This window comes from Paenibacillus kribbensis (assembly GCF_001705305.1).
Lineage (GTDB): Bacteria > Bacillota > Bacilli > Paenibacillales > Paenibacillaceae > Paenibacillus > Paenibacillus kribbensis_B.
In genome coordinates this window covers 327,246-352,476 of record NZ_MCBP01000002.1, presented here as the reverse complement: position 1 = coordinate 352,476, position 25,231 = coordinate 327,246, and the positions used below count along the sequence as shown (strand labels likewise).

23 protein-coding genes are annotated in these 25,231 nt (G+C 47.6%); 17 read left to right on the top strand and 6 right to left on the bottom strand.

What is annotated here, in order from left to right:
- The first annotated feature begins 92 nt into the window (after positions 1–92).
- The 3 genes from BAZ21_RS04835 to BAZ21_RS04825 all read left to right on the top strand — a co-directional run bounded on the left by BAZ21_RS04835 (position 93) and on the right by BAZ21_RS04825 (position 3,620).
- Positions 93–1,457, top strand: coding sequence for an MFS transporter (locus BAZ21_RS04835; RefSeq protein ID WP_068497615.1), 1,365 nt, complete (start codon positions 93–95; stop codon positions 1,455–1,457).
- A 52-nt stretch (positions 1,458–1,509) separates the two neighbouring features.
- Entirely contained in the window at positions 1,510–2,097 is a 588-nt protein-coding gene (locus tag BAZ21_RS04830) for a GNAT family N-acetyltransferase (protein WP_068497610.1), read from the top strand.
- Between the two features lie 311 nt (positions 2,098–2,408).
- Positions 2,409–3,620, top strand: coding sequence for a cation:proton antiporter (locus BAZ21_RS04825; protein WP_068497609.1), 1,212 nt, complete (start codon positions 2,409–2,411; stop codon positions 3,618–3,620).
- 136 nt (positions 3,621–3,756) lie between these two features.
- On the opposite strand, the gene BAZ21_RS04820 is transcribed toward BAZ21_RS04825, so the two are convergent.
- The gene (locus BAZ21_RS04820; protein WP_068497602.1) at positions 3,757–4,392 is read right to left on the bottom strand and encodes an NAD(P)-dependent oxidoreductase; all 636 of its coding nucleotides are present in this window, start codon (positions 4,390–4,392) and stop codon (positions 3,757–3,759) included.
- A gap of 269 nt (positions 4,393–4,661) precedes the next feature.
- Between BAZ21_RS04820 and BAZ21_RS04815 the strand changes: the two genes are divergently transcribed.
- On the top strand, positions 4,662–5,615 hold the full coding sequence (locus BAZ21_RS04815; protein ID WP_068497600.1) for an alpha/beta hydrolase: 954 nt from the start codon (positions 4,662–4,664) through the stop codon (positions 5,613–5,615).
- 212 nt (positions 5,616–5,827) lie between these two features.
- Positions 5,828–6,385, top strand: coding sequence for a glycerol-3-phosphate responsive antiterminator (locus tag BAZ21_RS04810; protein WP_068497598.1), 558 nt, complete (start codon positions 5,828–5,830; stop codon positions 6,383–6,385).
- 377 nt (positions 6,386–6,762) lie between these two features.
- Here the strand turns inward: BAZ21_RS04810 and BAZ21_RS04805 are convergent, their stop codons facing one another.
- Positions 6,763–7,509, bottom strand: coding sequence for an SDR family oxidoreductase (locus tag BAZ21_RS04805; protein ID WP_068497595.1), 747 nt, complete (start codon positions 7,507–7,509; stop codon positions 6,763–6,765).
- Positions 7,510–7,721: 212 nt separating this feature from the next.
- Between BAZ21_RS04805 and BAZ21_RS04800 the strand changes: the two genes are divergently transcribed.
- Together BAZ21_RS04800 and BAZ21_RS04795 are read left to right on the top strand one after the other, a co-directional pair.
- On the top strand, positions 7,722–8,558 hold the full coding sequence (locus BAZ21_RS04800; protein WP_068497593.1) for a helix-turn-helix transcriptional regulator: 837 nt from the start codon (positions 7,722–7,724) through the stop codon (positions 8,556–8,558).
- 302 nt (positions 8,559–8,860) lie between these two features.
- A complete protein-coding gene (locus BAZ21_RS04795; RefSeq protein ID WP_068497591.1) occupies positions 8,861–10,564 on the top strand; it encodes a glycerol-3-phosphate dehydrogenase/oxidase in 1,704 nt (567 codons plus the stop codon).
- 126 nt (positions 10,565–10,690) lie between these two features.
- Here BAZ21_RS04795 and BAZ21_RS04790 read toward each other — a convergent pair whose 3' ends face one another.
- Together BAZ21_RS04790 and BAZ21_RS04785 are read right to left on the bottom strand one after the other, a co-directional pair.
- A complete protein-coding gene (locus tag BAZ21_RS04790) occupies positions 10,691–11,368 on the bottom strand; it encodes a CidB/LrgB family autolysis modulator (protein WP_007432908.1) in 678 nt (225 codons plus the stop codon).
- A complete protein-coding gene (locus BAZ21_RS04785) occupies positions 11,365–11,736 on the bottom strand; it encodes a CidA/LrgA family protein (RefSeq protein ID WP_068497589.1) in 372 nt (123 codons plus the stop codon). The genes BAZ21_RS04790 and BAZ21_RS04785 overlap by 4 nt, the downstream gene beginning before the upstream one ends.
- Positions 11,737–11,866: 130 nt before the next feature.
- Here BAZ21_RS04785 and cidR point away from each other — a divergent pair, with 130 nt between their 5' ends.
- Positions 11,867–12,766, top strand: a complete 900-nt coding sequence (cidR, locus tag BAZ21_RS04780) for a cidABC operon transcriptional activator CidR (RefSeq protein WP_373441515.1) — start codon at positions 11,867–11,869, stop codon at positions 12,764–12,766.
- A 136-nt stretch (positions 12,767–12,902) separates the two neighbouring features.
- On the opposite strand, the gene BAZ21_RS04775 is transcribed toward cidR, so the two are convergent.
- On the bottom strand, positions 12,903–13,085 hold the full coding sequence (locus BAZ21_RS04775) for an aspartyl-phosphate phosphatase Spo0E family protein (RefSeq protein ID WP_068497585.1): 183 nt from the start codon (positions 13,083–13,085) through the stop codon (positions 12,903–12,905).
- A 132-nt stretch (positions 13,086–13,217) separates the two neighbouring features.
- Positions 13,218–14,294: a diguanylate cyclase gene (locus tag BAZ21_RS04770; protein ID WP_068497583.1), complete on the bottom strand. Its 1,077-nt coding sequence runs from the start codon at positions 14,292–14,294 to the stop codon at positions 13,218–13,220.
- 167 nt (positions 14,295–14,461) lie between these two features.
- Between BAZ21_RS04770 and BAZ21_RS04765 the strand changes: the two genes are divergently transcribed.
- From BAZ21_RS04765 to BAZ21_RS04725, 9 genes are all read left to right on the top strand, one after another.
- Complete coding sequence (locus BAZ21_RS04765; RefSeq protein WP_084011504.1) at positions 14,462–16,843, top strand: ATP-dependent DNA helicase; 2,382 nt, start codon at positions 14,462–14,464, stop codon at positions 16,841–16,843.
- Complete coding sequence (locus tag BAZ21_RS04760; RefSeq protein WP_068497582.1) at positions 16,833–17,342, top strand: MarR family winged helix-turn-helix transcriptional regulator; 510 nt, start codon at positions 16,833–16,835, stop codon at positions 17,340–17,342. Before BAZ21_RS04765 ends, BAZ21_RS04760 begins: the two co-directional genes overlap by 11 nt.
- 40 nt (positions 17,343–17,382) lie before the next feature.
- The gene (locus BAZ21_RS04755) at positions 17,383–17,997 is read left to right on the top strand and encodes a pentapeptide repeat-containing protein (RefSeq protein WP_068497581.1); all 615 of its coding nucleotides are present in this window, start codon (positions 17,383–17,385) and stop codon (positions 17,995–17,997) included.
- Positions 17,998–18,120: 123 nt separating this feature from the next.
- Positions 18,121–19,077, top strand: a complete 957-nt coding sequence (locus tag BAZ21_RS04750) for a nucleoside hydrolase (protein ID WP_007432899.1) — start codon at positions 18,121–18,123, stop codon at positions 19,075–19,077.
- A gap of 357 nt (positions 19,078–19,434) precedes the next feature.
- A complete protein-coding gene (locus BAZ21_RS04745; protein ID WP_068497580.1) occupies positions 19,435–20,040 on the top strand; it encodes a hypothetical protein in 606 nt (201 codons plus the stop codon).
- Positions 20,012–20,524: a hypothetical protein gene (locus tag BAZ21_RS04740; protein ID WP_256019836.1), complete on the top strand. Its 513-nt coding sequence runs from the start codon at positions 20,012–20,014 to the stop codon at positions 20,522–20,524. The genes BAZ21_RS04745 and BAZ21_RS04740 overlap by 29 nt, the downstream gene beginning before the upstream one ends.
- A gap of 14 nt (positions 20,525–20,538) precedes the next feature.
- Positions 20,539–20,916, top strand: coding sequence for a DUF4280 domain-containing protein (locus tag BAZ21_RS04735; RefSeq protein ID WP_068497574.1), 378 nt, complete (start codon positions 20,539–20,541; stop codon positions 20,914–20,916).
- Between the two features lie 52 nt (positions 20,917–20,968).
- Positions 20,969–23,695: an NlpC/P60 family protein gene (locus BAZ21_RS04730; RefSeq protein WP_068497573.1), complete on the top strand. Its 2,727-nt coding sequence runs from the start codon at positions 20,969–20,971 to the stop codon at positions 23,693–23,695.
- A 65-nt stretch (positions 23,696–23,760) separates the two neighbouring features.
- Positions 23,761–25,185: a discoidin domain-containing protein gene (locus BAZ21_RS04725; RefSeq protein WP_084011520.1), complete on the top strand. Its 1,425-nt coding sequence runs from the start codon at positions 23,761–23,763 to the stop codon at positions 25,183–25,185.
- Positions 25,186–25,231 lie beyond the last annotated feature (46 nt).

Genomic DNA, 25,231 nt, shown 5'->3' with positions numbered 1-25,231 from the left:
TATTTTTCGCTGTCTGATTTTCTTCTGATATAGACCCGTTAGAATGTTCTTATTGCTAAAGAAGCAGAAATTTGAGAGCAGGGTGAGTAGAAATGAAGGAGAAGAAAGAACCGCAATCCACGCCCAGCATTTGGCGCAATAGCCGTTTTACGCGAATGTTTGCAGCGCACACGGCTGCTTCCTTTGGCGATTGGTTTGATGCCATCGCCATTCAGGTGCTTGTTGCTTATCGCTGGGAGGCTGATCCCATGCTGATTGCGCTGATTCCGGTAGTGATGGCGCTACCGGGTCTGCTGCTCGGCTCCATCGCGGGTACTTTAGCCGACCGGGTACACAAGGCCCGGCTGATGATCGGCTGCGATGCAGCTATCGCCTTATTGACGCTGGCGATTCTCGCCGTCCCAGGCCCGGCGTGGCTGCTGCCTTTGCTGGGCCTGCGCGCGGCGGCTGGCGTATTCCAAATGCCGTCACAGCAAGGCTTGACCCGCACAGTGGTCGCCAGCGGCGACCTGTTTCGGGCGACCTCGCTGAACGGGCTGGTCAATCAGGGCTCCAAAGTGGCGGGGCCATTGCTGGGTGCCATGACCTTGACTGTGCTGTCCCCCCAGGCATGCATTATTTTGAATGCATTGCTGCGCCTCTGCTCCGGCCTGCTGCTGTGGCCGCTGCGCGGAATCGGTCCGGCGCTGGCCAGCACAGAGCAGCAAACGGTTGCTGGCGAGCTGCAAGAAAAGCTGGAATCGCCACGTACGGCGCCTGAGATGGATGATGCCAAGATGCAGGAGAAGCCTGCTCACGCATCCCGTTTTCTCAGCCAATGGCGGGAGGGCTGGGCGTTCCTCTGGCGCACTCGAATGCTTTTGCATACGCTCATATTCGGGCTTTTTGGCTCGATTGCCATTCTCATGATTGACTACCAGTTCCCTACGCTGCTGCGCGTGCTCGCTCCGGGCAACGAATCGCTGCTTGGCTGGCTGGTTTCAGCCATAGGGGCTGGCGCCGTCGGCTGCATGCTCATACTTAATCGCTTGAATCGCATAAGCGCAGGCTGGGGGCTAGGTGGAGGCTATGTGCTGGTTGGCGGAGCTATTGCCGCTTTGGGCTGGGCGCAACCAGGGACAGGCTTGCCCGTACTGCTTATGATTGGGGCTATGCTGGGCGTGGGCAACGGTCTCTACATCATCACCCAGAACTACATTTTACAAGCCAAAACCCCGGCTGATATGGTGGGGCGGGTCTTTGGTATCCAAAGTACCGTCATTGGTGCGATCATGATCGTTTCGCCACTGGCCGGGGGAATATTGATCCGAATCGCTGGGGCAGGGACTGCCTTTGTCTGGATCGGGATGACTGTTGGCCTCCTGGGATTAGCGGGATTACTGCTTCAATCCGTGATTTGGCGCGAGCCCCTCGCTGATTCCAGCCTTACGACGGAACAACATATCGATCTTGCATAGTTGTTTATTTTGAATTTTGCAGTTCGGAATTTTAATCCAGGAGGAATAACCCATGAATCACCCAGAATCAACCACAACGTCTGTGGCACGATTGCTTGAAGGATCGCAAGTGTACTTGCGTCCCATTCATGTGGAGGATACAGAGCTGTACTATAATACGTTGTTCCATCAGGATGTGCGGATGCTGACAGGCACGCAGCGCAGCTTTAGCAAGGATCAAATTGCGCGTTATATCGAGGCTAAGGGCCAGGATACCTCAAGCCTGCTGCTTCTGATCGCGCTTTGCGAGGATGATCGTATCATCGGGGATATCGCCCTGCAGGATATAGACACCATGAATCGCAGCGCCAACATCCGTATCGCCATTACTGAGCAGGGAGATCAAGGAAAAGGCTATGGCAGCGAAGCACTTGTTCTGATGCTGAATTACGGATTCGGTATTTGTAATCTGCATCGGATTGAGCTGAATGTATTTGATTATAATGAACGGGCCATTCGTTGTTATGAAAAGGTAGGCTTCCAGCGTGAAGGTGTGCAAAGGGATGCTTTATTCTACAATCATGAATATCATGATTCGATTTGGATGAGTATGCTGAATCATGAATACCGCGACCGATATGTGAAAAAAGCGGAGAGCTGATGATCCGCATTTACACAGGTTTGCAGAAGAGGTATAATAGACAGATAAAGTTACTCATTGCGCGAATATGACCGACAACATCAAATGAACATGATTACCGGAGGAGCCTGTCACCAAGGCTCCTCTTTGTCTTTTGGAGGGGAACCTGTGCTGTACTTCAGGTTCCCCTTTTTATTTTGTCAGAGTGACCATGTGCCAGGTCAGATACATATTTTGCACGATTTCACGGCATTTTATGGGTATGAATGTTCTTGAATTCCGGAGTATACGCAATGAGTCCAAATGCTAAAACAAAAGGAGGCTGGCAGTCTATGCAATTTATACTATATCTTCTGCTGATTCTGTTGTTCACAAAAGTCGCGGGTCATCTGTCAGTCAGGCTCGGTCAGCCAGCGGTGCTGGGGAAGCTGATTGCGGGGATCGTGCTGGGTCCTGCCGTCTTGGGCTGGGTTCAGAATGATACGCTAATTCATGATATGTCTGAGATCGGCGTGCTTCTGCTGATGTTCATTGCCGGACTGGAGACCGATCTGGATCAGCTCAGGCGTAACTGGAAACCTGCGGTAGCGGTGGCGGTCGGAGGTATTATTTTGCCGTTGGTCTGTGGTTTTGGTGTAGGGGAAGCCTTTGGATTCTCGGTGAATGAAGGGTGGTTCCTCGGGATTGTCCTGAGCGCTACTTCTGTTAGCATTACGGTGCAGGTGCTCAAGGATATGAACAAGCTGAATACCCGGGAAGGCTCAACCATTTTGGGAGCGGCTGTGCTGGATGATGTGCTCGTGGTGGTATTGCTTGCAGTGATGATGAGTGTGTTCGGTATGGGCGGGGAGGAGATGTCGCTGGGGCTTCTTGTCGGCAAAAAGCTGATTTTCTTCGTCGTAGCTGTGCTGGGGGGATGGCTGGTTGTACCGTGGATGATGAAAATACTTGCACCACTAAAAGTGACTGAAGCGGTCATCACGGGGGCATTGATGATCTGCTTCGGGTTTGCGTATTTTGCTGATATGTTGGGGATGGCAGGAATTATCGGGGCCTTTGCAGCCGGGATTGCTATCGCACAGACCGATTATAAGCATGTGGTAGAAGAAAAGGTGGAGCCCATCGCTTATTCCATTTTTGTCCCTGTATTTTTTGTAAGTATTGGCTTGAATGTTTCTTTCGAAGGAGTAGGACAGCAGCTCGGATTTGTGGTTGCTTTGACACTGATTGCGCTAGTGACGAAGCTAATCGGCGGAGGGATCGGGGCGCGGCTGACAGGCTTTGATAACCGTTCTTCGCTTGCGATTGGCTCCGGGATGATATCGCGTGGTGAAGTCGCGCTTATTATCGCAGCTACCGGTCTGCAAACGGGTCTGTTGGCACAGCAATATTTTACATCGGTGATCATTGCCGTCATTCTGACGACCTTGGCTGCACCTCCGATCCTTAAGCTATGCTTTAGCGATAAGACGGAGTCATCTGTTCACGAGTCGAAGAAGAAGGTTGGCATCGACAGTCATAACGAAAACATCAACAAGTCGTAACGAAAAGACCCTTCGGGTGCAACTTCTCATTGCGTGCATGGATAGTCCGATTTGGAGTAAAGCGGACTTCCTATACAGCATTAGAAAGTGAGCGAAGGGCCTTTTTTATGTTAAATGTCCTGTAAAAATGCGGGAATTAGGCCTCAGATACCACCGTGAAACGTTGGTTCAGATGTTGAGGTTTTTCAATTTCGTCGACTACAGCTACCGCATAATCTTCATAGCTAACATAGCTTGCACCTCTGGAATTAACCAACAGCGTGTCTTTGCCTACTTGATAAGAGCCAGTGCGTTTGCCAAGAGCAAATTCAGCGGAAGGGCTAATGAAAGTCCAGTTCAGGTCGCTGGTGCCGCGCAGAATTTCCAGGTTTTTTCCTTGATTATTTGCTGTTGGATATACGAAATCCGGGAAATTAGGCGTATCTTTGACCAAAAGTGTGTGGGATTCATCAGTAAACAAGCTGCCTGCACCACCTACGACAATCAGGCGTGTACCGGACACATTACGCAGCGCTTCAATCAGTACGTTGCCTGCGTCTACATGCAGATGCTCTTGTCCAAGTGGAGCACCAAAAGCGTTAACGACAACGTCAAAACCTTTCAGATCGTCTGTTTTCAGATCAAAAACGTCTTTTTGTACCACTGTGGCACGGCTTTCTGTTACTTTAGCCGGGTCGCGAACGATTGCCGTTACTTCATGACCTCTGTCCAATGCTTCTTTTACAATATTACTTCCTGCTTTACCGCCTGCACCAATAACTGCAATTTTCATAATAGAAAGCCTCCTATAAATATAATTTGGATGTTTCATTCGTTTAATCGTAAGTGCATCCTGTTCATTCACGAACTTGGATATGTAACTATTATAGTTACAATATAAAATGAAAGTCAAGCGCTTCTACTAAGCCAACTAAAGTCCTTCGATTGGAAAGAGCAAAACTCGTTTAAGTATATAAAGTGAAGCTGAATGAGCCAATATAAGCATTATGTATGAAAACATGAAGACCTTAGATGATCTTAGACAAGAAAGGGTGACTCGACATGAGTAAAAAAGTACAGCTTGAACCTGCAGCACAAAAATTTGCAGACGATAATGCCAAACCTCCGTTTCTGTATGATTTGGGCCCTGAAAAAGGACGTGAAACAGTCAATGAGGTTCAATCCGGTTCAGCAGACAAGCCTGCCGCAGATGTAGAGGATCTGTCGATTTCCGGTGGTCCAAGCGGTGAGGTTCAGGTCAAAATTGTTCGCCCACAGCAGGTGACAGACGGTCTCCCGGTCATTGTATATGTGCATGGAGCAGGCTGGGTATTCGGGAATGCCCATACGCATGACCGTCTGATCCGGGAATTGGCAGTGGGTGCACAGGCAGCCGTTGTATTCCCGGAATACAGCTTGTCACCTGAAGCCAAATACCCGACAGCGATTGAGGAAATCTACGCCGTCGTTCAATGGGTGGCACAGCATGGACGGGAGCATGGGCTGAAGCCCGATACGCTGACGATAGCTGGAGACAGTGTCGGCGGTAACATGACCGCCGCCGTAACCCTGCTGGCGAAGGAACGCAGCGGTCCTTCCATCCGGCAGCAGCTGTTGTTTTATCCGGTGACGGACGCTTCTTTTGACACAGAATCGTATCACGAGTTCGCCACAGGATACTTCTTGAGCCGCGAGGGAATGCAATGGTTTTGGGATCAATATACGACTGATCCCAACGAACGAGCGCAGATCACGGCGTCCCCGCTGCGCGCCACCACAGCCCAGCTCAAGGGACTGCCGCGTGCGCTGGTCATTACAGGCGAGGCCGACGTGCTGCGCGATGAAGGCGAGGCGTATGCGAGCAAGCTGCGTGAAGCGGGGGTAGATGTGACCGCTGTACGTTTCCAGGGCATCATTCACGACTTCGTGATGCTGAACTCGTTGGCGGAAACCGCAGCGAAGCGCGGTGCAATCGCGCTCGCTACCTCATGGCTGCGCCAAGGCTTTGAGGGCTAGTACAATATAAAGCATTCAAGGGCGCTGACGCAGGATGTAATCTATTTCTGTTAAGGACTGAGGCTGTTTTCCCGAAGGTATTTACTGACGGGAAGACAGCCTTTTATATATGCCTAAAAATGAAACCGCTTCACGTTCGTTAAACAGAGTGATAATATAAAATTTGAAAGATTCAACCGATATTTTAGCCTAGGGATCTAAGGGGGATATCCATGCCATTTCAGGGACAACGCATTTTGCCTGCTGCCAAGCACATGAAGCAGCTGGAGGGCATTTTGGACAGCTCCTATGAGTATGCGGTTTTTCTGGATACGCATGTAGCGCAGCTGCGCAGCCTGTACCAGCTAGCCAGGAGTTGCAACAAGCAGATGCTTTTGCATGCCGATCTGGTGCAAGGCTTGAAAAATGATGAATATGCAGCGGAATATTTGTGTCAGGAGATTAAGCCGTTTGGGATTATCTCGACCCGGTCCGGCGTGATTGCCACTGCTAAAAAGAAGGGAATTCTTGCGGTTCAGCGGGTGTTCCTGTTGGATACGATTGCGCTGGAAAAAAGCTACGCGCTGTTGGAAAAAACACGGCCCGATTACATTGAGGTGCTGCCAGGCATTGTTCCACCCATGATTAAAGAGGTCAGTGAACGTACGGGTATTCCCATATTGGCGGGCGGACTGATTCGTACCCCGGAGGATGTGGAAGCGGCTCTCGCTGCGGGAGCTACAGCAGTGACGACATCCAATAAACAGCTGTTCGAGCATTATAGGCAATAGATTAGATTAGATCACATGTATTTTGCATAAATTCAAAAAAACTCATTTTGTATCTTGGGTATTTCTGCAAGATGTTTGTTTAGTCCTATCACGAGGTTGATCTAAATCAGTAGAATTCTGATTTTCAGATTTTGATCGAGGACTTAAGCAGTTCCCTATATAAAGAAGTTATTTGGTGGGAGGCCACCTAGGAACATGATCATGCTCTGGTGACCTCGTACAGCCTTTTCATTGCTGAATGGTAATGGGTTAAAGCATGCTGACATTAAGAGTACCCTTGTTGTTGGAGGCAACTCCATGATTGAGTCTGTAGTGACTCGATGTGAAATTCATTGGAGCGTAAAGTATAGGCATATTACACTTCTTGTACAATTAAATCACACCAGTGTAGAACCGCCATCCACGACAATGGTCTGTCCGGTGGAATATTTTCCACGCATTAAATAAAGATAAGCCTCAGCTGCGTCTTCGGGTTCTCCCGCTCGGCCAGCCGGGAGGTCTTTTCCGGCAGTTTCATACATCGCGTTTAGGTCTTCTTCAGGAATACTGTCCCACATCTCAGTACGTATTAGCCCTAAACTAACGGTGTTGACACGAAGCGGACTGAGTTCGACAGCCAGCGCCCTGGCTAGAGATTCAACAGCACTACATACGCTGGCTGCGACCGTCAAACCCTTCTGAGGTCGGACTCCGGCAATGCCACAAGTTAAAATGATGGAACCGTTCTGTCTGATGTTCTCACTTCCGTATTTTGCGGCCATAAACGCTCCCCAGTACCGCAGGTTAAAGGATCGCCGTGCAGTCTCCACGTCAATTGAGCTGAAATTTTTGATTAGTAATGAATCGCCTGCCGAGAAAACCAAGTGGTCTAATTCACCAATTTGGCTGAAAAATGTTCGAACCTGCTCCTCGCTAGATAGATCAACCACATGTCCTTCCGAACCTTGGGGGAGGCGCAAGATCGCATTGTGAACCTTCTCTTTTCGACTGGATACTACGACTACGGACGCTCCTTCCCTTGCAGCGGTTTCGGCTGTCGCAAATCCAACTCCAGAAGTTCCTCCGAAGAGAATAATGCGTTGGCCTCTCAAAGTACTGCTACGATCATTCTGTTCTGGTTTCACCCTAAATCCCCTCTTCTTCGATTATTTGTTATAGAACGGAAGTACAACCTATTCAGCCTTGACTGCCGATTCCTCCTACACTGTAGGCGACAAATCGATTATAATCAGTTTTGTAAACGCCCAAATAGGCCTGTATTTGTAGTACTATTCTGAATGCTAATCGTACGGATACTGTTATAAATTCTATCAGGATATAGAGGTGTATCATTGTTATGAATTCTGAAAGAAGACGAAAAGAACTAGCTGATTTTCTTCGGACCCGTCGCACACGTCTATCCCCGCATGATGTGGGATTACGGGTTGAGACCTCACGTCGTCGTACGCCTGGTCTGAGGCGAGAAGAAGTGGCAAGTTTATCAGGCATTTCCTTACCATGGTACACTGCACTGGAGCAGGGGCGGGATATTCAAGTGTCGGAACAAGTACTGGAGAGTTTGGTGCGAACACTCCGACTCAGTAACGATGAACGCAACCATCTATTCGTTTTGGCTAACCACTCTGTACTTCCAAACGTTACAGAAGATGAATCCATTTCTCCAGCCCTTCAACAGATTCTCGACAAGCTGGGGACATACCCTGCCTATGTCATCGACAGACGATGGAACCTTTTTGCTTGGAATAAAATGACAAGTATATTGTGTGGAGACTTTAACCAAATAGCAGAGATTGAAAGAAATATTCTTTGGCGCATCTTTATGATGAAGGATAACAAAGCTCGCATAGTTAATTGGGAAAACGTCGCCACCATGTTGTTGGCCCATTTTAGAAGCCGATACGCCTTGCACATGAATGATTCGTGGTATCAGGATTTAGTTAACATGTTAAGTGACAGGAGCGAGGAGTTTAGAGAGTGGTGGGGACGACATGATGTCTCCAGAAACTCGGAAGGAGAAAAAGTGATACATCATCCTCAGGCAGGACTGTTGGCATTTCGTTACAATACTTTTACAGTCTCTGAAAGCGGTGAGTTCGTGATGGGGGTATATACGCCAATCGAAAACACAGGAACTAATGAGCTGTTAGAAGGTTTATTGCATGGATCTCGTTGAGAACGATAGAAAGTCAGGTTATTCCATTAACGGGAAACGTTAGTTCAATACAAGCAGTGTGCACTGTGTAGATGGAGGAGCAGTGATGAACGAGTTCCTGATGCAGTTCCAGGCAGATTTCCCTTTTCATCGTGTACAGTGTGTGCTACGATATGGATAAGTTAATACTCGTCAGGAGATTTGGAGAGACCATGGACCGCTCGGCATACGCCGCAGCGATGTTCGTGGTCTTTTTTTGTATCTTTTGATGACTGGGTTGGCAGATCGCATCGTGAATATATACAAAGCTGGAGGGATAGATGATGGGAGAACAGAGATTTGCTGCGCAGGATAGAACGGCTGTTTTGGAACGTATGGGGCATGAGCATTTTGATATATTAATTATTGGCGGCGGCATTACAGGAGCCGGAATTGCACTGGATGCCGCGGATCGTGGCTTGAAGACGGCGCTGGTGGAAATGCAGGATTTTGCGGCAGGCACATCCAGTCGCTCTACCAAGCTGGTGCATGGCGGTCTGCGTTATTTGAAGCAGTTTGAGGTTAAGATGGTAGCCGAGGTCGGGAAGGAGCGGGCAATTGTATTCGAAAATGGTCCACATGTGACTATACCAGAGCGTATGCTGCTTCCTTTTCACAAGGGAGGCACGTTTAATGCGTTCACCACCTCGATTGGTCTGCTGGTATATGACTTTCTTGCTGGAGTGAAACGCAGTGAGCGCCGCCGAATGCTGGACATCCAGGCTACGCTGGAGCGTGAGCCTTTGCTGAAGCGGGAAGGATTGAAGGGCAGCGGCAGCTATGTAGAGTATCGTACAGATGATGCTCGCCTGACGATTGAGGTCATGAAGGAGGCTGTTGCACGAGGGGCGCTGGCGGTGAACTATGCCAAGGCTGACAGCCTGCTGTATGATGACGGACGAATTAGCGGCGCAGGTGTAACGGATCGGGTCACAGGCAAAGCTTACGAAATTCGGGCTTCGCTGGTGATTAACGCGGCCGGACCGTGGGTGGATACGCTGAGGGAGATGGATCGCTCCAAGGAGGGTAAAATGCTTCGCTTGACGAAAGGCGTCCATCTGGTATTCGATGCCAAGCGCTTTCCGCTCAAACAGGCTGTGTACTTCGACACACTGGATGGACGCATGGTATTTGCGATCCCGCGTGATGGCAAAACCTATGCAGGTACGACCGACACGGTATATGAGGGGGATACAGCTCATCCCCGAATAACTGCCGAGGATCGGGCGTATGTGCTTCAAGCGATCAACGGGATGTTCCCGGACATGAAGCTGAGCGCTAAGGATGTGGAATCCAGTTGGGCAGGGGTACGGCCGCTTATTTATGAAGACGGTAAAAGCCCTTCGGAAATTTCGCGCAAGGATGAAATTTGGGAATCCCGTTCAGGCTTGATCACAATTGCGGGCGGCAAGCTGACAGGCTACCGGAAAATGTCCGAGCTCGTCGTGGATCGTGCAGTACGGGAGCTGGGGCGCTTGCATGGGCAGAGCTTCCAGGCATGCCGCACCCGACATATCCCGATTTCGGGCGGCAGTGTAGGCGGCTCGGCAGGTTGGGACGCCTTCGTGAGCAAGCAAGCCACAGCGGGTGCTGTGCTCGGCCTATCGCCGCAAATGGCCAGAGCATGGGCCACCCGATACGGCTCCAATACAGAGCGGCTGTTTGCCATCGCGGTGCGCAGCATGAAGGAGGCCACCGAGACGGAAGCGGCGCTGCCTCTGGATATGCGTGTCCCGCTCATGTATGCGATGGAGCAGGAAATGACGGTGACACCGTCTGATTTCTTCATTCGACGAACCGGAGCGCTGTTCTTCCAGATTGACGAAGTAAAGCGCTGGAAGCAGCCCGTCATTGCATTGATGTCCGAACATGCAGGCTGGAGCCCTGCGCAAGAGCGCCAATATGCGGCTGAACTGGATGCTTATCTGCATGAAGCGGTGACGCCTGTAGAGGCAGAAAAGAAGTCAGACATCGTGAAGGCCATCTGATTACTGTGCAGGATATGCATCCTTGAGCGCCTCCTGAACGCTCTCTTTCATTGCTCTTAAATATGCAAAGAACCTCCGTTCCACGATGGCTGTGTGGAATGGAGGTTCTTTTTGAATAGCACTAGCTTACAGCATCAGGTGGAAGAGGAACGGCGCAGCCGCCAACGTAAAGAGAGCGGCGAGTACCATAGAGATGCTGGAGATTGTACCTGTCAGCGAGCTGAACTCGAATGCTTTGGAGGTGCCGGTACCGTGAGCACCGGTACCGAGCAGTACCCCGCGTGAGACTTCATTTTCAATACGGAACAGCTTGACGATCATCGGACCAATAATGAGACCGCTCAAGCCGGTCAAAATAACAAATACAGCTGTGACGGTTGGATTACCGCCAATCGTTTGTGATACATTCATGGCAATGGGTGTCGTAATGGAGCGGGGAATCAGGCTGCTGAGCAGCGACGAGTCCAGATGCATCCATTTGGCAAGAGCCATGGAGGACAATACAGCTACAACGGAGCCGGACAGCACACTAAATACGATTTGGGACGCATGCTTCTTCAACACAGGGAAGTTGCGGTACAAAGGGACGGCAAATGCAATCGTAGCTGGTTGCAGCAGCGTGGACAGCAAGTGAGCACCTGAATTATAGGAACGATAGTTCACGCCCGTCAGCGTCAAAATCAAAATAATAACAACAGGTGTAATAAGCAATGGAGACATATATACCTTGGGCAGGGTGCGGTACATGCGTTTGGCCATCCAGTAGATAGCGAGTGTCAATACAATACATAGAAGACCGATCATGATGATTTGTGCTCCTTTCGTTTACCAAGCAGACTGGCGACCATACCCGTACAGGCCATCACCAGAAAGGTGCCGAGCAATACCACCAGCATAATACTCATACCATCGTGTTCCAGCATCGGCCAATAATTCATAACACCGACAGCGGAGGGAATAAAGAATAATAGCAGCTCGGCCAGCAGCCAGTTCGCGCCAACCTCAATCCAGCTTAGTCGGACCAAGCCGGTTTGCAGCAGAATAAAAAGGATCACCATACCGATAATGCTACCGGGTACAGGCAGGTGAAGCCAGGAAACTACCGCGTTCAGGATGAGTGAAAAGGCCATCAGGACGGCAACCTGCAGAACACCGCGTATGAAGCTTTTCATATATGTTGACTCCTATCTTTGATTTCGTTATTTTCAAACTGTAATGAAATTTTACATCACAAGCTTTCATGAGTAAAATGCATATAAAGAATGTAATGTATTCCGTTTGTCTATGGAAGAAGGTGCAGGTTTGGATATCCGACATTTACAATATTTTTTGGAGGTCGCGCGGCTGCGCAGCTTTACAAAGGCGGCCCAAAGCATGTTCATTACACAGCCGACGATCAGTAAAACGATTAAAAGCCTGGAGGATGAGCTGGGTGTTACCTTGTTCGATCGAATTGGCAAAAGAATCGAGCTGACGGACGCTGGGAAGGTGATTGAGCTTCAGGCTCAAGCGATTGTGAAGTCCTTTCAGAGCTTGTCCTCGGAGCTGAGTGATTTGATGAACCTGAAAAAAGGGCACATCCGCATCGGCCTGCCGCCGATGGTTGGATCGAGCTTTTTTCCGCGTGTCATTGGGGAGTTTCACAAGGCCTATCCCGATGTAACCATTCAATTGTTCGAGGATGGAGCGAAGAAAGTGGAGCGGGACGTAGGAGCCGGGGCATTGGATATCGGAGTGATTGTGCTGCCTGCGAGTGGAGATATGTTTGAGACGTTTCTGTTTGTGGAGGAAAAGCTGAATCTGCTCGTTCACCCTACGCATACATTGGCTGAGTGCAAGGAGGTGCCGTTATCCGCGCTGGCGGAGGAAGCGTTTGTACTGTTCCGCGAGGATTTTACGCTGCATGACCGTATTATTGCGGAGTGTGTCCGTGCCGGCTTTCAGCCGCGTGTAGTCTACGAAAGCTCACAATGGGATTTGATCAGCGAAATGGTTGCAGCGAACCTGGGGATAGCGCTATTGCCGGAGGCCATTTGCCGGGATCTGGATTCCGAGCGCTTGCGTATTCTTCCATTGGTGGACCCCGTCATCCCCTGGCATTTGGGAATGATCTGGCAGAAGGATCGTTACCTGTCCTTTGCAGCCAGAGAATGGATATCGTTCACACAGGAGCTGCTGCGGACGGAGTATGGCAGCAAGTAATCCAAGTATTCCGTGAGCAGATGATTGCGATATCGGTGCGATGCGTCAGGGGAGGCCCGTATGCACATAACCAGAAGATTCTGGCTAACCTGATAATACGAAAAGCTGCCCTTATGGGCAGCGATGTAGCTTGCTTCTATGAATGTGCCTGATTGTTTTGGTTTCCCGCACGCTTGGTGTGAAGGTACTTGTCCATAATTCGGTCAAGCCTGGAGGATTTGTCCAATACACGTTCGTCCCTTAATCCGTGTAAGTTAGCCATGCGATTCAGTTCGCGGCGTTCTTTTTCCATGAGTTTTTCTAATTGTTCGAGGTTCAAAAAGACCACCCCCCATGTCGATTGTAAGGCATGTCTCCACTAGCGGCAGAAGATTTTTTATAATGATGTTTTTTCCATTTTACCACATTTTATTAACAATAATCCATCTTACCTGACATTTAGTGACTAATGCTATGATTTTGCCAGTTCCACCCGATTACGTCCTAATCGTTTGGCCTCATATAGAGCGTCATCCACTTTCTCCAATAATTTATCCGCTGTAATGGCAGGAAAACTGCCTGCTCCGACAGATACCGTCAGGGGAACGATGGTTCCGTCATTCAGTTGGAATGGGCCATGTTCCACAGCCTTTCGAATCTTCTCGGCAAGGCTTGCTGCCTTCTGGCTGTCGCAATCTCCAATTATAATGGCAAATTCCTCTCCGCCTTTACGGGAAGGGTATGCCCTCATTGTGAACTCCCGATTTAACAAAATTCCTAATTGGCTCAAGACGGTATCTCCGTTCAAATGCCCATACGTATCATTAATTATTTTAAAGTGGTCAATATCCAGCATCACGACGCCAAATGGCTTTTTTGTGGCTTTGGAAGTATGAAGGATCTCCTCAAACAGCGCATCAAAAGCACGCGGATTGTATAATCCGGTTAAATGATCCCGGTTTGCAGCCTCTTCCAGCAGATGAATGGCCCGCTCTGTTTTTTTGATATGGGACATCATAAAATAGGTGAACAAGCCGCCAAGCAACTTAACGGTTGTGACTATTATAATAGTTTCATTATTAGGAGGATTAACCACAAAAAAAGTAGATAACAGCGACATAACAGCAGCTCCAAGCACAGCTGACATCCATTTGCCGAGCGTTAGGCTTTTTTCTCGAATGAAGGTAAGTGAAATGCCCAGTGCCATGAAGCAATTGACAGTAGCAGTCAGAGAAATATCTGTCAAACCACCGGTGATGTAAATACGGTACAGGCTTATGATCAGGGTGGTCAACAGGCCGGAAATCGTTCCTCCCATATAAACAGAGATGATAATGGCCAATTGGCGCAGATCGACCACAAAGTTCCCGTTGATCCATAAACCGGCCATCATTAAAAGAATACCAAACAGTCCCAGCATCAACCCGTTCATTACCCGATGGATATATCTATGTTTCTCCAGGTAACGTGCGTATTTTCGTGAAAGCAAATTCCCAAAGAATAAGAAGCTCGTTAATAATGCGAAATTGTTAATTAATTCTTTTAACATAACCCTATCCTTTATGCTGTAATGTGAGTTGGACACTGTCGAGAATAAAGTAATAAGCCTCATTTCTATATTTCGGTAAAAAATAAGTATGAGTGAATACCGATTGAGCACAAACGATGCTTATGTCCCTTACGTTTCCTTTATCTTCGTGATAAAGTGAAAGGACTATGACCGGAACGGGTGATCGTATGAAGGAACCAATTCACATATCAGTGCGTCCACTTGTGGAATATGTGCATCGAAGCGGCAGCATTCACAGTGGTTTCCGCTTGAACAGCAGTATGCTGGAAGGAACTCGCGTGCATCAGGTAATCCAGAAAGGCTATAGGGAGCATGACCGCAAAGAGGTATATTTGCGCACGGAAATTCCATATCAGGATGCATTGTTCATTGTCGAAGGCCGCTGTGACGGGTTGATTGAGCTGGATGGTGTATGGACAGTTGATGAGATCAAATCGATATCTCTGCCCCTTGAAGATATTCAGGGGGATGGTCAGCCTGTACATTGGGCGCAAGCATTCTTGTACGCTTATATGATTGCTCGCGAGGAGCAGCATCATTCCATGCAGATTCAGCTTACTTATGTACAGACGCATAGTGGAGACATTCGCCGATTTAGACGGGAGCTATCCTTTGCAGAGCTGGAATCCTTTGCACAGGAGATGATTGCCGGCTATGCACCCTATGCATTCCTGTTGAGAGCGCATGCGGAAAAGCGGGATGCCAGTATTGGCACGTTGGACTTTCCCTTTGACACGTATCGTTCAGGTCAGCGCACCCTCGCGGGTGCGGTGTACAAAACGATTGCCGAAGGGGTCAGCCTGTTTGCCAAAGCGCCCACGGGTATCGGTAAAACAATTTCCACCTTGTTTCCTGCAATCAAGGCCATCGGCGAAGGGCTGGTGAGCCGGGTATACTATGTGACGGCCCGTACCACGACCCGCGCAGCAGCAGAAGAAGCGTATGCCAAAATGCAGACTCAAGGGCTGCATATGTACGTGGTGACCTTGACTGCAAAGGATAAAATTTGCTTTAAGGATGAAAATGATTGTGATGTCGGAGCATGCAGCATGTGCGAGGGCTATTATGACCGAATCAACGGTGCGGTGTCCGATATTTTAGCAAATGAGACATTAATGACTCGGGCGGTGATTGAGCATTATGCGCGCAAGCACAGGGTATGTCCCTTTGAATTTTCACTAGATGTAGCGTATGCCTCGGATGGTATAATCAGTGATTATAACTATGTTTTCGATCCGCGTATTTCCTTGAAGAGATTGCTGGAGGAGCACAAGCGAAAAGGCGTTGTATTGGTAGACGAGGCGCATAACCTGGTGGAACGCGGACGGGATATGTTTTCGGCGGAAATGCTGAAATCGTCTTTTCTGGAGCTGAAAAGGGAATTTAAACTGCTCAGCCCGGAGATTGCCGCGGCTGCGAACGCAGTGAACGCGCATATGATTACCCTGCGTAAATTGCATGCGGATACAGGAAAAGCAGTGGAGGCGTCCGCACCGCAAGAGATGCTGGAGCTGCTCACGCCTTTTGTGGAAGCAGCCGAACGTGAACTGGTAACGGGGGAAAGCGTGAGCGATGCCCAGCGTGCGAGCAGTACAGGTGCAGCTTATGCATTGCTTCTGGATACGTACTTTGCCGCTCAAAATATGCTGCGAATTGCCGCTTTGTACGATGAACGCTACGTTACCTATATTGAAGCGGGACGCAGTGAAGTGCGGGTCAAGCTATTTTGCCTTGATCCTTCGCATTTGCTCGGACAGGCTATTAAGGGCTATCGCTCAGCTATTTACTTCTCCGCAACATTGACGCCGCTTGCTTATTACCGCGATATGCTGGGAGCGAAGGAGGAGGACTATACGCTGCAGGTTCCTTCTCCCTTTCATCAGGAGCAATGGGATGTACGTCTATTCCCGCTCTCTATCCGTTATCGGGATCGTGAGCGCTCAAAGGGAGCGATTGTGGATATGCTGGCCGGACTGGCAGAGGAACGTAAAGGGAACATCCTCGTATTTTTCCCGTCCTATCCGTATCTGCGTGAGGTATACGAGGAGTTTATGATTCGGGACGTACCGGCAGATACGTTGGTGCAAAGTCCGGGTATGACCGAACCGGAGCGCGATCGCTTTCTGGAGGCTTTCCAGCCTGGACAGGAGCGTACCTTGCTCGGCTTTGCCGTGCTGGGTGGTGTATTTGCCGAAGGGGTCGACTTGCCGGGAGACCGCTTGAACGGGGTCGTGGTTGTTGGTGTGGGATTGCCGCAAATTGGCGCAGAGCGGGATGTGCTGCGGGAATACTTTTCGGAGCAAGGACGGAACGGCTTTAACTATGCGTATGTATACCCGGGGATGAATAAAGTCCTTCAGGCAGGAGGAAGACTTATCCGTACAGAGCAGGACGAAGGCCTGCTGGTTCTGGTGGATGATCGATTTGCCAAGGAGCCGTATGCTTCTTTGCTGCCGGAGGAATGGAGGAGCTATCGTTTGGCTGAACAAGCGGGATTAGGGAAGGAATGGACAGACTATGAATTTTAATTTTCATAATGACTCCATACGCGGGGTGCTGCGTCGTTTTGGTCAAGAGGAGGCCGAAGTGGATAATATGGAGACTTTCGTAACTTTTGCGCGCTTGGCTAGCAGTATTTTCAGAGAAATGGATACCAATCTTACCAGGCTGGGAGCCTCGCAGGGCAGAGTCATCGTCCTTAGCCTGTTACATTTTCATGCACCGCATCGAATGACACCATCGGAGCTGGCTGAAAGGGCTGATGTCACACGGGGAACCATGACGGGGCTGATTGATGGGCTGGAACGGGATGACATGATCGAGCGCGTAGCTCACGAAAGTGACGGACGGATGGTGACCATCGGATTAAAAGAGGCTGGACGAGAGCTGCTGAGGACGGTAGGTCCTTATTACACCAAGCTGATCCGGTCATGTATGACGGAGTTTACAGAACAGGATCATGAGACGATGAAGGCCTTGCTTGGAAAAATGAAAAGCGGTTTTGAGCGATCCTTGCCGAAATGCTGAATGCCTGATTTTTTGGGGATGGGGAATGGGGGAGATAAACATGTTCTTTTATGCAAATGAGGTCTATGAAAACCGTGATTTTGGCTCGATGGATGCCAGAGAAGGCGAGTGGACGAATTGTGAGTTTACCCGATGCCGTTTTCGAGGGGTGGAGATGAATGAGTCACTCATGGAAGGCTGTACTTTTGTGGACTGCGATTTTACCGGAGCCATTCTGAATGCCTCTCATTACAAGGAGTCTGCTTTTACAAATTGTCTATTCACCAACGCCAATCTGTTTGTAGCCCGGTTTGACAACTGCAAGCTGGTAGGCTCGGATTTTGCGGGGGCCAATATGGACGGGCTCACGATTACGGGTGGAGACTGGTCTTATACGAATCTGCGTCATGCGGATTTAAGGAAGCAGGATTTGCGGAAAATACGCTTCAAGGAGGCAGACTTGTCCGAATGTAATCTGGAAAAGGCAGATTTGCGCGAAGCAGATCTTACTCACGCAAGATTGCAGAAAGCACATCTGCAGGGAACGGACCTGCGTGGCGCGAAGATGGATGGTGTGAATTTTAAAGATTTGAATATCACCGGAGCCAAGCTGGATATCCAGCAGGCCGTAGCCGTGGCTCGATCCTATGGAGCGAAGGTAGAAGGTTTCAGTTGAGCAAGGACTACATAATGATTCATCACCATAGTACATTTACTCCTGTGCAGCGATCAGGCATAATGAAGAATGATGCCGATAAGAACAAGCCTGTTTTACGGGGATAAAGGAAGGAAGAGACAGATGAGTCAGACAAACGTTTATTTTAATCATGATGGTGGAGTAGATGATCTGGTATCCCTGTTTATGCTGCTTCAGATGGAGCAGGTTCATTTGACTGGAGTATCTGTTATTCCGGCGGATGGCTACCTGGAGCCCGCAACGGATGCCAGCCGTAAAATTATTGATCGTTTTGGACAAAATAAAGGGCCTGTGGAAGTTGCTAAATCCAATTCACGCGGCAAAAATCCATTTCCTGCTGCTTGGCGTATACATTCCTTTTATGTGGATGCATTACCGGTGCTGAATGAATCGGGGCGCATGGAAGCGCCGCTTTCATCCCTGCCGGCTCATCAGCATCTGATCGAAAAGGTACGCGGAGCCGAGGGTAAAACGCTGTTGCTGTTCACCGGACCGCTAACCGATCTGGCACGCGCGCTGGATGAGGCACCGGACATTGAAGCCAAGATTGAAAAGCTGGTATGGATGGGCGGCACCTTTGAAAAAGGGAATGTAGAGGAGCCGGAGCATGACGGCACAGCAGAGTGGAATGTGTTCTGGGACCCGGAAGCGGCTTACCGTGTATGGCAAAGCGGCATCACGATTGATCTGGTGGCGCTGGAAAGCACAAGCAAAGTACCATTGACGCCAGCCGTGCGTAATCGTTGGGCTGCCGAGCGTCGGTATGAGGGCGTGGATTTCCTGGGCAACTGCTACGCAGGCTGTCCGCCGCTCGTTTATAGTGAAACGAATTCAACATACTTTCTGTGGGATGTTCTGACCACTGCATCTGTCGGACGCCCGGACATTGTCAAGAAAAAGACGGTGCATTGCAGCGTCATCGCTGAAGGTCCAAGCCAGGGCAGAACGGTAGAGCAGGCGGAAGGTCGTCCTGTGAATCTGGTATATGATACAGACCCGGAAGCCTTTTTTACGTATATGACTGATTTGGCCAAGCAGGCTGCTCCCAAACGTTACTAAGCCTGGTCATGCCTATGCGTGCGGCTTAGAGTAAAGAATGCAATCCATTTGCAAAGCACTATATATCAAAATCCGTGACGTTATCCGTCACGGTTTTTTTATTTTCAGGCAGCCCGTACTTTCTGCTTCGATTTACCTATTCGTTTGCGCAAACCTTCATCTTATAGGTCTAGTAAGGTGCTTTTTTTGACAGGTATGTAGCATATGAATACACATTCGTGAAATTAATTGGTGATTTTCAAAGTTTTTCACGCCTTCATTTAAAATTTCATCATATGAAAAAAGTGTAATAAAATAGGAGGATAGTACCAGTAATATCATGTAAATATTCTATATAATAGGTTTAGAGGTGGGATTATGAATAGACTGGAAGCACTAGAACACTTTCATGGGACCTATGCAGAAGAGGTGCTGAATCAGAAAAAACACCACGTAGCGTCTTTGTATGAACAGCGAAAAGAAGAGCTCATCTTATCTTTTATTCAATCCTTTCAATGGATTTGTCAGCAGGCTAATCATATAGAGGCGTCCAAAACCAGGATCGGATACATAACTTATTCCATGCGGCGTACCTATCTGATGGATCGAAACTATAACTATATCATCGAAGCCTATGATAAAAGATGGTTCTTTGATCCCGGGCCATGCCAAGGAGTCTATGATGCAGGATGGGCTTTCAGCTTTTGGGGAGAATTGGTGGATGAATTGAGCCAGCTCCGAAAACCTTATATGAATAAGGTTATTCAGCCAGATGTAGAGCGATTTGCACTTCAGGCTGCGGAGGAATTTCATCAATACATTTTGCAGTTAGCCAGGGATGCTATTGGACAGGCTGTACAAACACCGGAATTTAAGGTGCTGAGCTGTGAGGAGGATTTGGAAGTACGAATAGGGGAGTATAAAGGAATCAGTAAGGTGGTGTACGCAGCAGGCGATGGAATACTACATAATTCAGCAAGATGATCGGATCACAGAGTATATGCATCCCGTAGAGATGAATCGCGGCCAGCTGCTGGAGTGGGCAGCCAGCGCAGAAGATTCCATTTTACAATTTTATGTTTCAGGTGATGCAGACTATATTGATTTTATGGAGTACCCGGTAACTATAGTCTCTGAACGGCTAAAGGAGATTTTTGATATATATCAAGCGGGACTGGGTTGGAAGCTGATTGTTTTTGCCGATATGCAGCGAATGCAGCAAACGAGATATTGGCTGGCTAATCCGCCTAGCCTTATGTGTTTATCACAGCTTAGTGAATACCATAGGGACGGTACACTGAGGAAAATCATTTTAGATGAATATGCAGTGGAGAATCACAAGATTTTCAGGGTTCAGGATGCAAATCATCATATCATTGTAGATCTCGATGTGGCTGAATGTATTTTAAAGTTTAATTTGACAGGCTTGAAATTACAAAAGGTTGATACAGCGAGTCCATCTATATAAAGGAGAATCCAAGAATGAGTGAGAGCTATGTAGTGGATGGGGCACAGATACATTGCAGCTATGGAAGTCATGCGGGAAGATTTAGTGTTTCAGCTAACAGGGGGATTAGCATTGGCGATAAATTGCAGGGGAATATTCAGGATTTTTACCCGCACACGCATATCCCGTCTTTCGGAATGTGCCGTAGTATGCATAATCCTGCAGTGGTTTCTGCTAACAAAGGCAATTCCGGAAAAATCATTCCGCAGTCCTGCAAACCGAGTGTATCTATGCCCTGGTTGAATGGAAAAAGAGATGTATATGTAGATCAATCTCCGGCCCTTATGAGCTGTTCCACGAATTTATGCATGTGGTGCGGCAAAATTTCATTCACAACAGATGGGCAGGAATAGCTAACAGATTACAGGGATTTGCATCACATGAAAAGCAAACGGGGGTTGTAAGATGGGACTGGCTGGAACTGTGCTGACTTATGGCAATATTAGAGTGAATGCTCCATATGAAATTGTCCGGCTGCTGGATTTTAAATTGACGCAGAAGGTGAACGATCATGGCAAGGTATACATCACTGCACTCATACCGGATGAGGATCATGCAAAGTATGATGGATTAGCTTACGCTGAGGATGTGCTGGAGGTATATGAGACGGATGAAGATCAGGGGGCGGTTAGTATCTTTAAAGGAATCGTCACCAATATTCGCATCGGATTCAAAAATGGTGTATATCACATGTACCTTGAGGCAGCCTCTTTTACATATTTGATGGACCAGCAACTGAAAAATCGTTCGTTCCAAAACAGGAACTGGACGTACTATCAATTATTCCGCAAGCTCGTAGATGCTTATCCACACGGGGATTTTATTGACCTGACGGACAGCGCTAACAAGTTGGACGGCTTTACTATTCAGTATCAAGAGAGTGATTGGGAGTTTCTAAAAAGAATGGCCTCTCACCAGCAAACCGGATTGATTGCCGAGATCACCTCCGTGTTCCCGAGATTGTGGTTGGGCACCTCGAAGGAACAGGTGAAGGGGGAGCTGCATGGTATTAATTTTACCCTTCAAAAAACAAAGCCAGGTTCCAGGTATACATACGCTGAGGTGGAGGATACGAAACGCTTTGAGCTTGGAGATATCGTTGTATTTCAACGAAAGCATTGGATTATTGATCAGATTCATGCAGAGATGAAGCAAGGTCTCATGACCTATGATTATGTTCTTGTTCCGGAAGCAGGTGTTCCAAGAGAGGTTATACATAATCGGTTTATACAAGGAGCCTCCATTGAAGGAAAAGTCATTGATTTAGACAGTGAAGGAGAGGCTGTCAAGCTCCACTTGTCCGTGGATACCTTACAGTCCAAAGCCGAAGGCTACTGGTTTTCTTACCCGACGATGTACACCGGGGATGGGATCGGTTGGCATTGCATGCCTGAGCTTGGGGATCATGTCCATTTGTATTTTCCATCGAGCAACGAGCGGGATGCCCATGTGATTCAATCTCTTCGCAAAAGAGATCACAAAGGAGATGAAATCAGCAAGCCGGAAAGAAAGCTGTTCCATACCAAAACTCAAAAAATAGCGAGATTCGATGATAAAGAAGCAGCTTTCTCCACCCAAAAAGAAAAGATACTCGTACGCTTAAATCCTGCCTCCGGTATTCACGTGTATAGTCATCACGATCTTACCTTTCACGCCGATGCAGATTTGGTGCTGCACGGCAAAAAGGTACAGATGACCGCTACTCGCGAGCTGTCTTTGACGTGCAAAACCAGCTATATCCGAACCGATGGAACGCTTCATCTCAAGGCTAGTAAGCTTGTGAAAAATCAGGTGCCTGATGCAGAACTGAAGGCCTACAAATCTCTGGTTCAGGAATTGAAGGGGAAGGGATATCCGCAATGGGTGCAGGATCTGCTGCTTCAATATAAAACGAGCTACTACAAAGCTGTGGCAGCAGGGGACCAAAAGGCTGCCAAGGAAGCAGCGGCCAAGGCCAGGCAACTGCGTCAGCAGGTGGCAGAAATAGATCGTATGCCTGCCTGGGCCAGAGCACAAATGCATGAGTACACCTCTCAATGGTGGGAAGCACATGGCGCGAACGATAAAGCCAAGCAAAAGCAGATGCATATTCTCGCCAACCAGTTGCGTGATCATGTGATCATCAACGAGTTGATTCGCGGCCATTCGGCCAACTCCTATCTCGATGCGAATCGGCTGGAAGAGCTATCCGGACAATACGCAGAGCGCGCCCATAAGCTGACCGTAGCTGATCAAAAGGCCATCGCCAAGGAAGCGGCTGCTCTGCGGAGCAAGTATGGCGTGAACAGCCTGCTTGCGAGAGAGAATTTAAACAAGCTTGCCAAGAAATATCCAGACAGCTTCTCATACAAGCTGCCAACTACCGGGGATTGGGACAAGGAGCTTAACGCCGCATTGCAGGACTTTGCGAAGAAATACGGTCTGGAGAATAAGGGCTATGGCCGTGATGTGCTCGCAGTGTACCTGCATCAAGTAGCCAATGGCATTCTTCCGTGGCCCAAGGTTAGCAAGGCTGCAACGCCGACTGCTCCAACAACGAAAACGGAACCGGGCAAGAAGACGCCGACTACTTCTGAAAAGCCGACGAAGGAAGAACCGAAGCCTACACCATCCAACAGCTCTGCTGAGGAGAAAAGGAAAGCCATTGTAGAATTTGCCAAGAAGTTTGAAGGTAGAATTCCATATTGTATTGATTCGGTAATTAGAACGATGATACTTGATGTGGACAACCCACCACCGTATATGGATTGTTCAGACTTTACCTCATCTGTCTATTTAACTGTACTTAATGAAAAAATAGGAGGTAACACTAAAGTTCAAATACACAGTGGCAAAGGAATTAACCACCAAAGCTTGAGATCCAGAGGAGACCTTAAGAATCTTAAACTAGGAGATCTGATTTTGTATAACTGGGGGGAAGATGATTATCCTAAAGTAGATCCAGTACATGTAGGGATTTATATTGGCAATGGACAAGTTATTCATGAATCGGGCAGAAACCCATATCCCAAAAAAGCAGATAAGAGAAATAAGAAACAAAATGTGAGAATCAATACTCTTTCATCAAATTGGATCAATTCTAAACCTATGTATTCTTTTGTTATTTCAATTAGACGAATTATTCAAGATTAGTATCTTGAATCTTAAACCTTAGCTTTTTAGAAAGTGGTGAAGAAGTGAAACTTATAAGATTAATAATGACTATTGTTCTGGTAGTTATTATATCTTCATGTAATCAGTTTAAAGAAACATCATCTCAGCCCCAAAAAACATCATCAGTCGAAAGTATTACGTCGACGCAAAATGCGGTAAAAACTGAAAACAAAGCACGGTGGCTTTTAAATGGGGAAGAAGATCCAGATCCTACTCAATTTTTGACCAATTTAGATGATCCTACAGGAGAGACCTATATACGAATCGATGATTTGATAGATGCGATGCAAACTAAGGAAGAACGAATAAAATATCGCGGCTCCCAAGTAACTGTCAGTAGAGTATCAAATGATGGCAGTCGAATGGCAATCGTAAGGACAATCTCTGATATTGAAGAAGGGGACCAAAAACACATTCTTGAGGTATATGACCTGAACTCAGGAAAAAAAGAATCCGAGTTTGAATTGCCTCCAACGTCTTATCCTGTAGTCTCCCCTGATTTAAGGAAATATCTTTATGAGTTGAATGGGCAAGTATATTTATATGATGTAGTAAAGAGGAAAACGACAAAAATAGATCTCGGGAAACGCAAAATAAATTTAAGTATCATTAGTTCAGGATTATTTTCTCCAGATGGTACTAGATTCTGTTTTAAGGAAAATGATCAAACAGGAATCGTTATGCTGAATCTGTCCAGTATTAGTGGAGCAAAACGTTTACTTGTAGGTTCTGAGGCTTCGCTTTTGCAATGGGATCAAGAGGATAAATTAATTTATAAAATTTCTGAAGAGGACGAAAATTACACACAAGATGTCTATTCATTGGATATAGAGAGCGGAGAAAAAAGGTGGATAACTAAAAGCTCGGAACCATTTATACTATCCCCTGACCAAAAGTTAGTGCTGTCAGCAGAATACGAAGCTCCAAAAATGTATCTGGTTCATGTGAGTGATGGAAGAAAGGAAGATATATCCTCTTTTACTAAAAATCAAGGAGTACTCACTGTTCCAATACAGTGGATCAATACAACAACCAATTATATGAAGTATAGCAACAAGGTCGAAGTGAAAAAAATTACGGCCTCTTCCACACTGCCCAATCAGAGGAATCGTTCTTTTAGTGTGAACAATCTAACGGACGATAATAATTTAACCCCTTGGTGTGAAGGATCTAAGACAGGCGGAGTAGGAGAAACGGTAACTTTAGATTTGGGTTCAACTCAAGAAGTCAGAGGTATAGAAATGGTTGATGGCACTATGTGGGTTAACAATAAGTATTTAGACATGAATACAATCCAAAGAATGAAACTTGATTTCTCGAATGGACAATCGACAGTGCTTGAGAACAATGACACACGTTTCAAGTTTGATGAACCTATACGAACATCTTTTGTTAAGATTACCATCCAAGAAGTGAAAAAGGGCGCGGACCTCCCAAATACTTGTATAGGTGAGCTGAAGTTATTGTGATGAGTTGTAGAAAGTGGGAAAAATCTATGGTGTCGATAAATAAAAT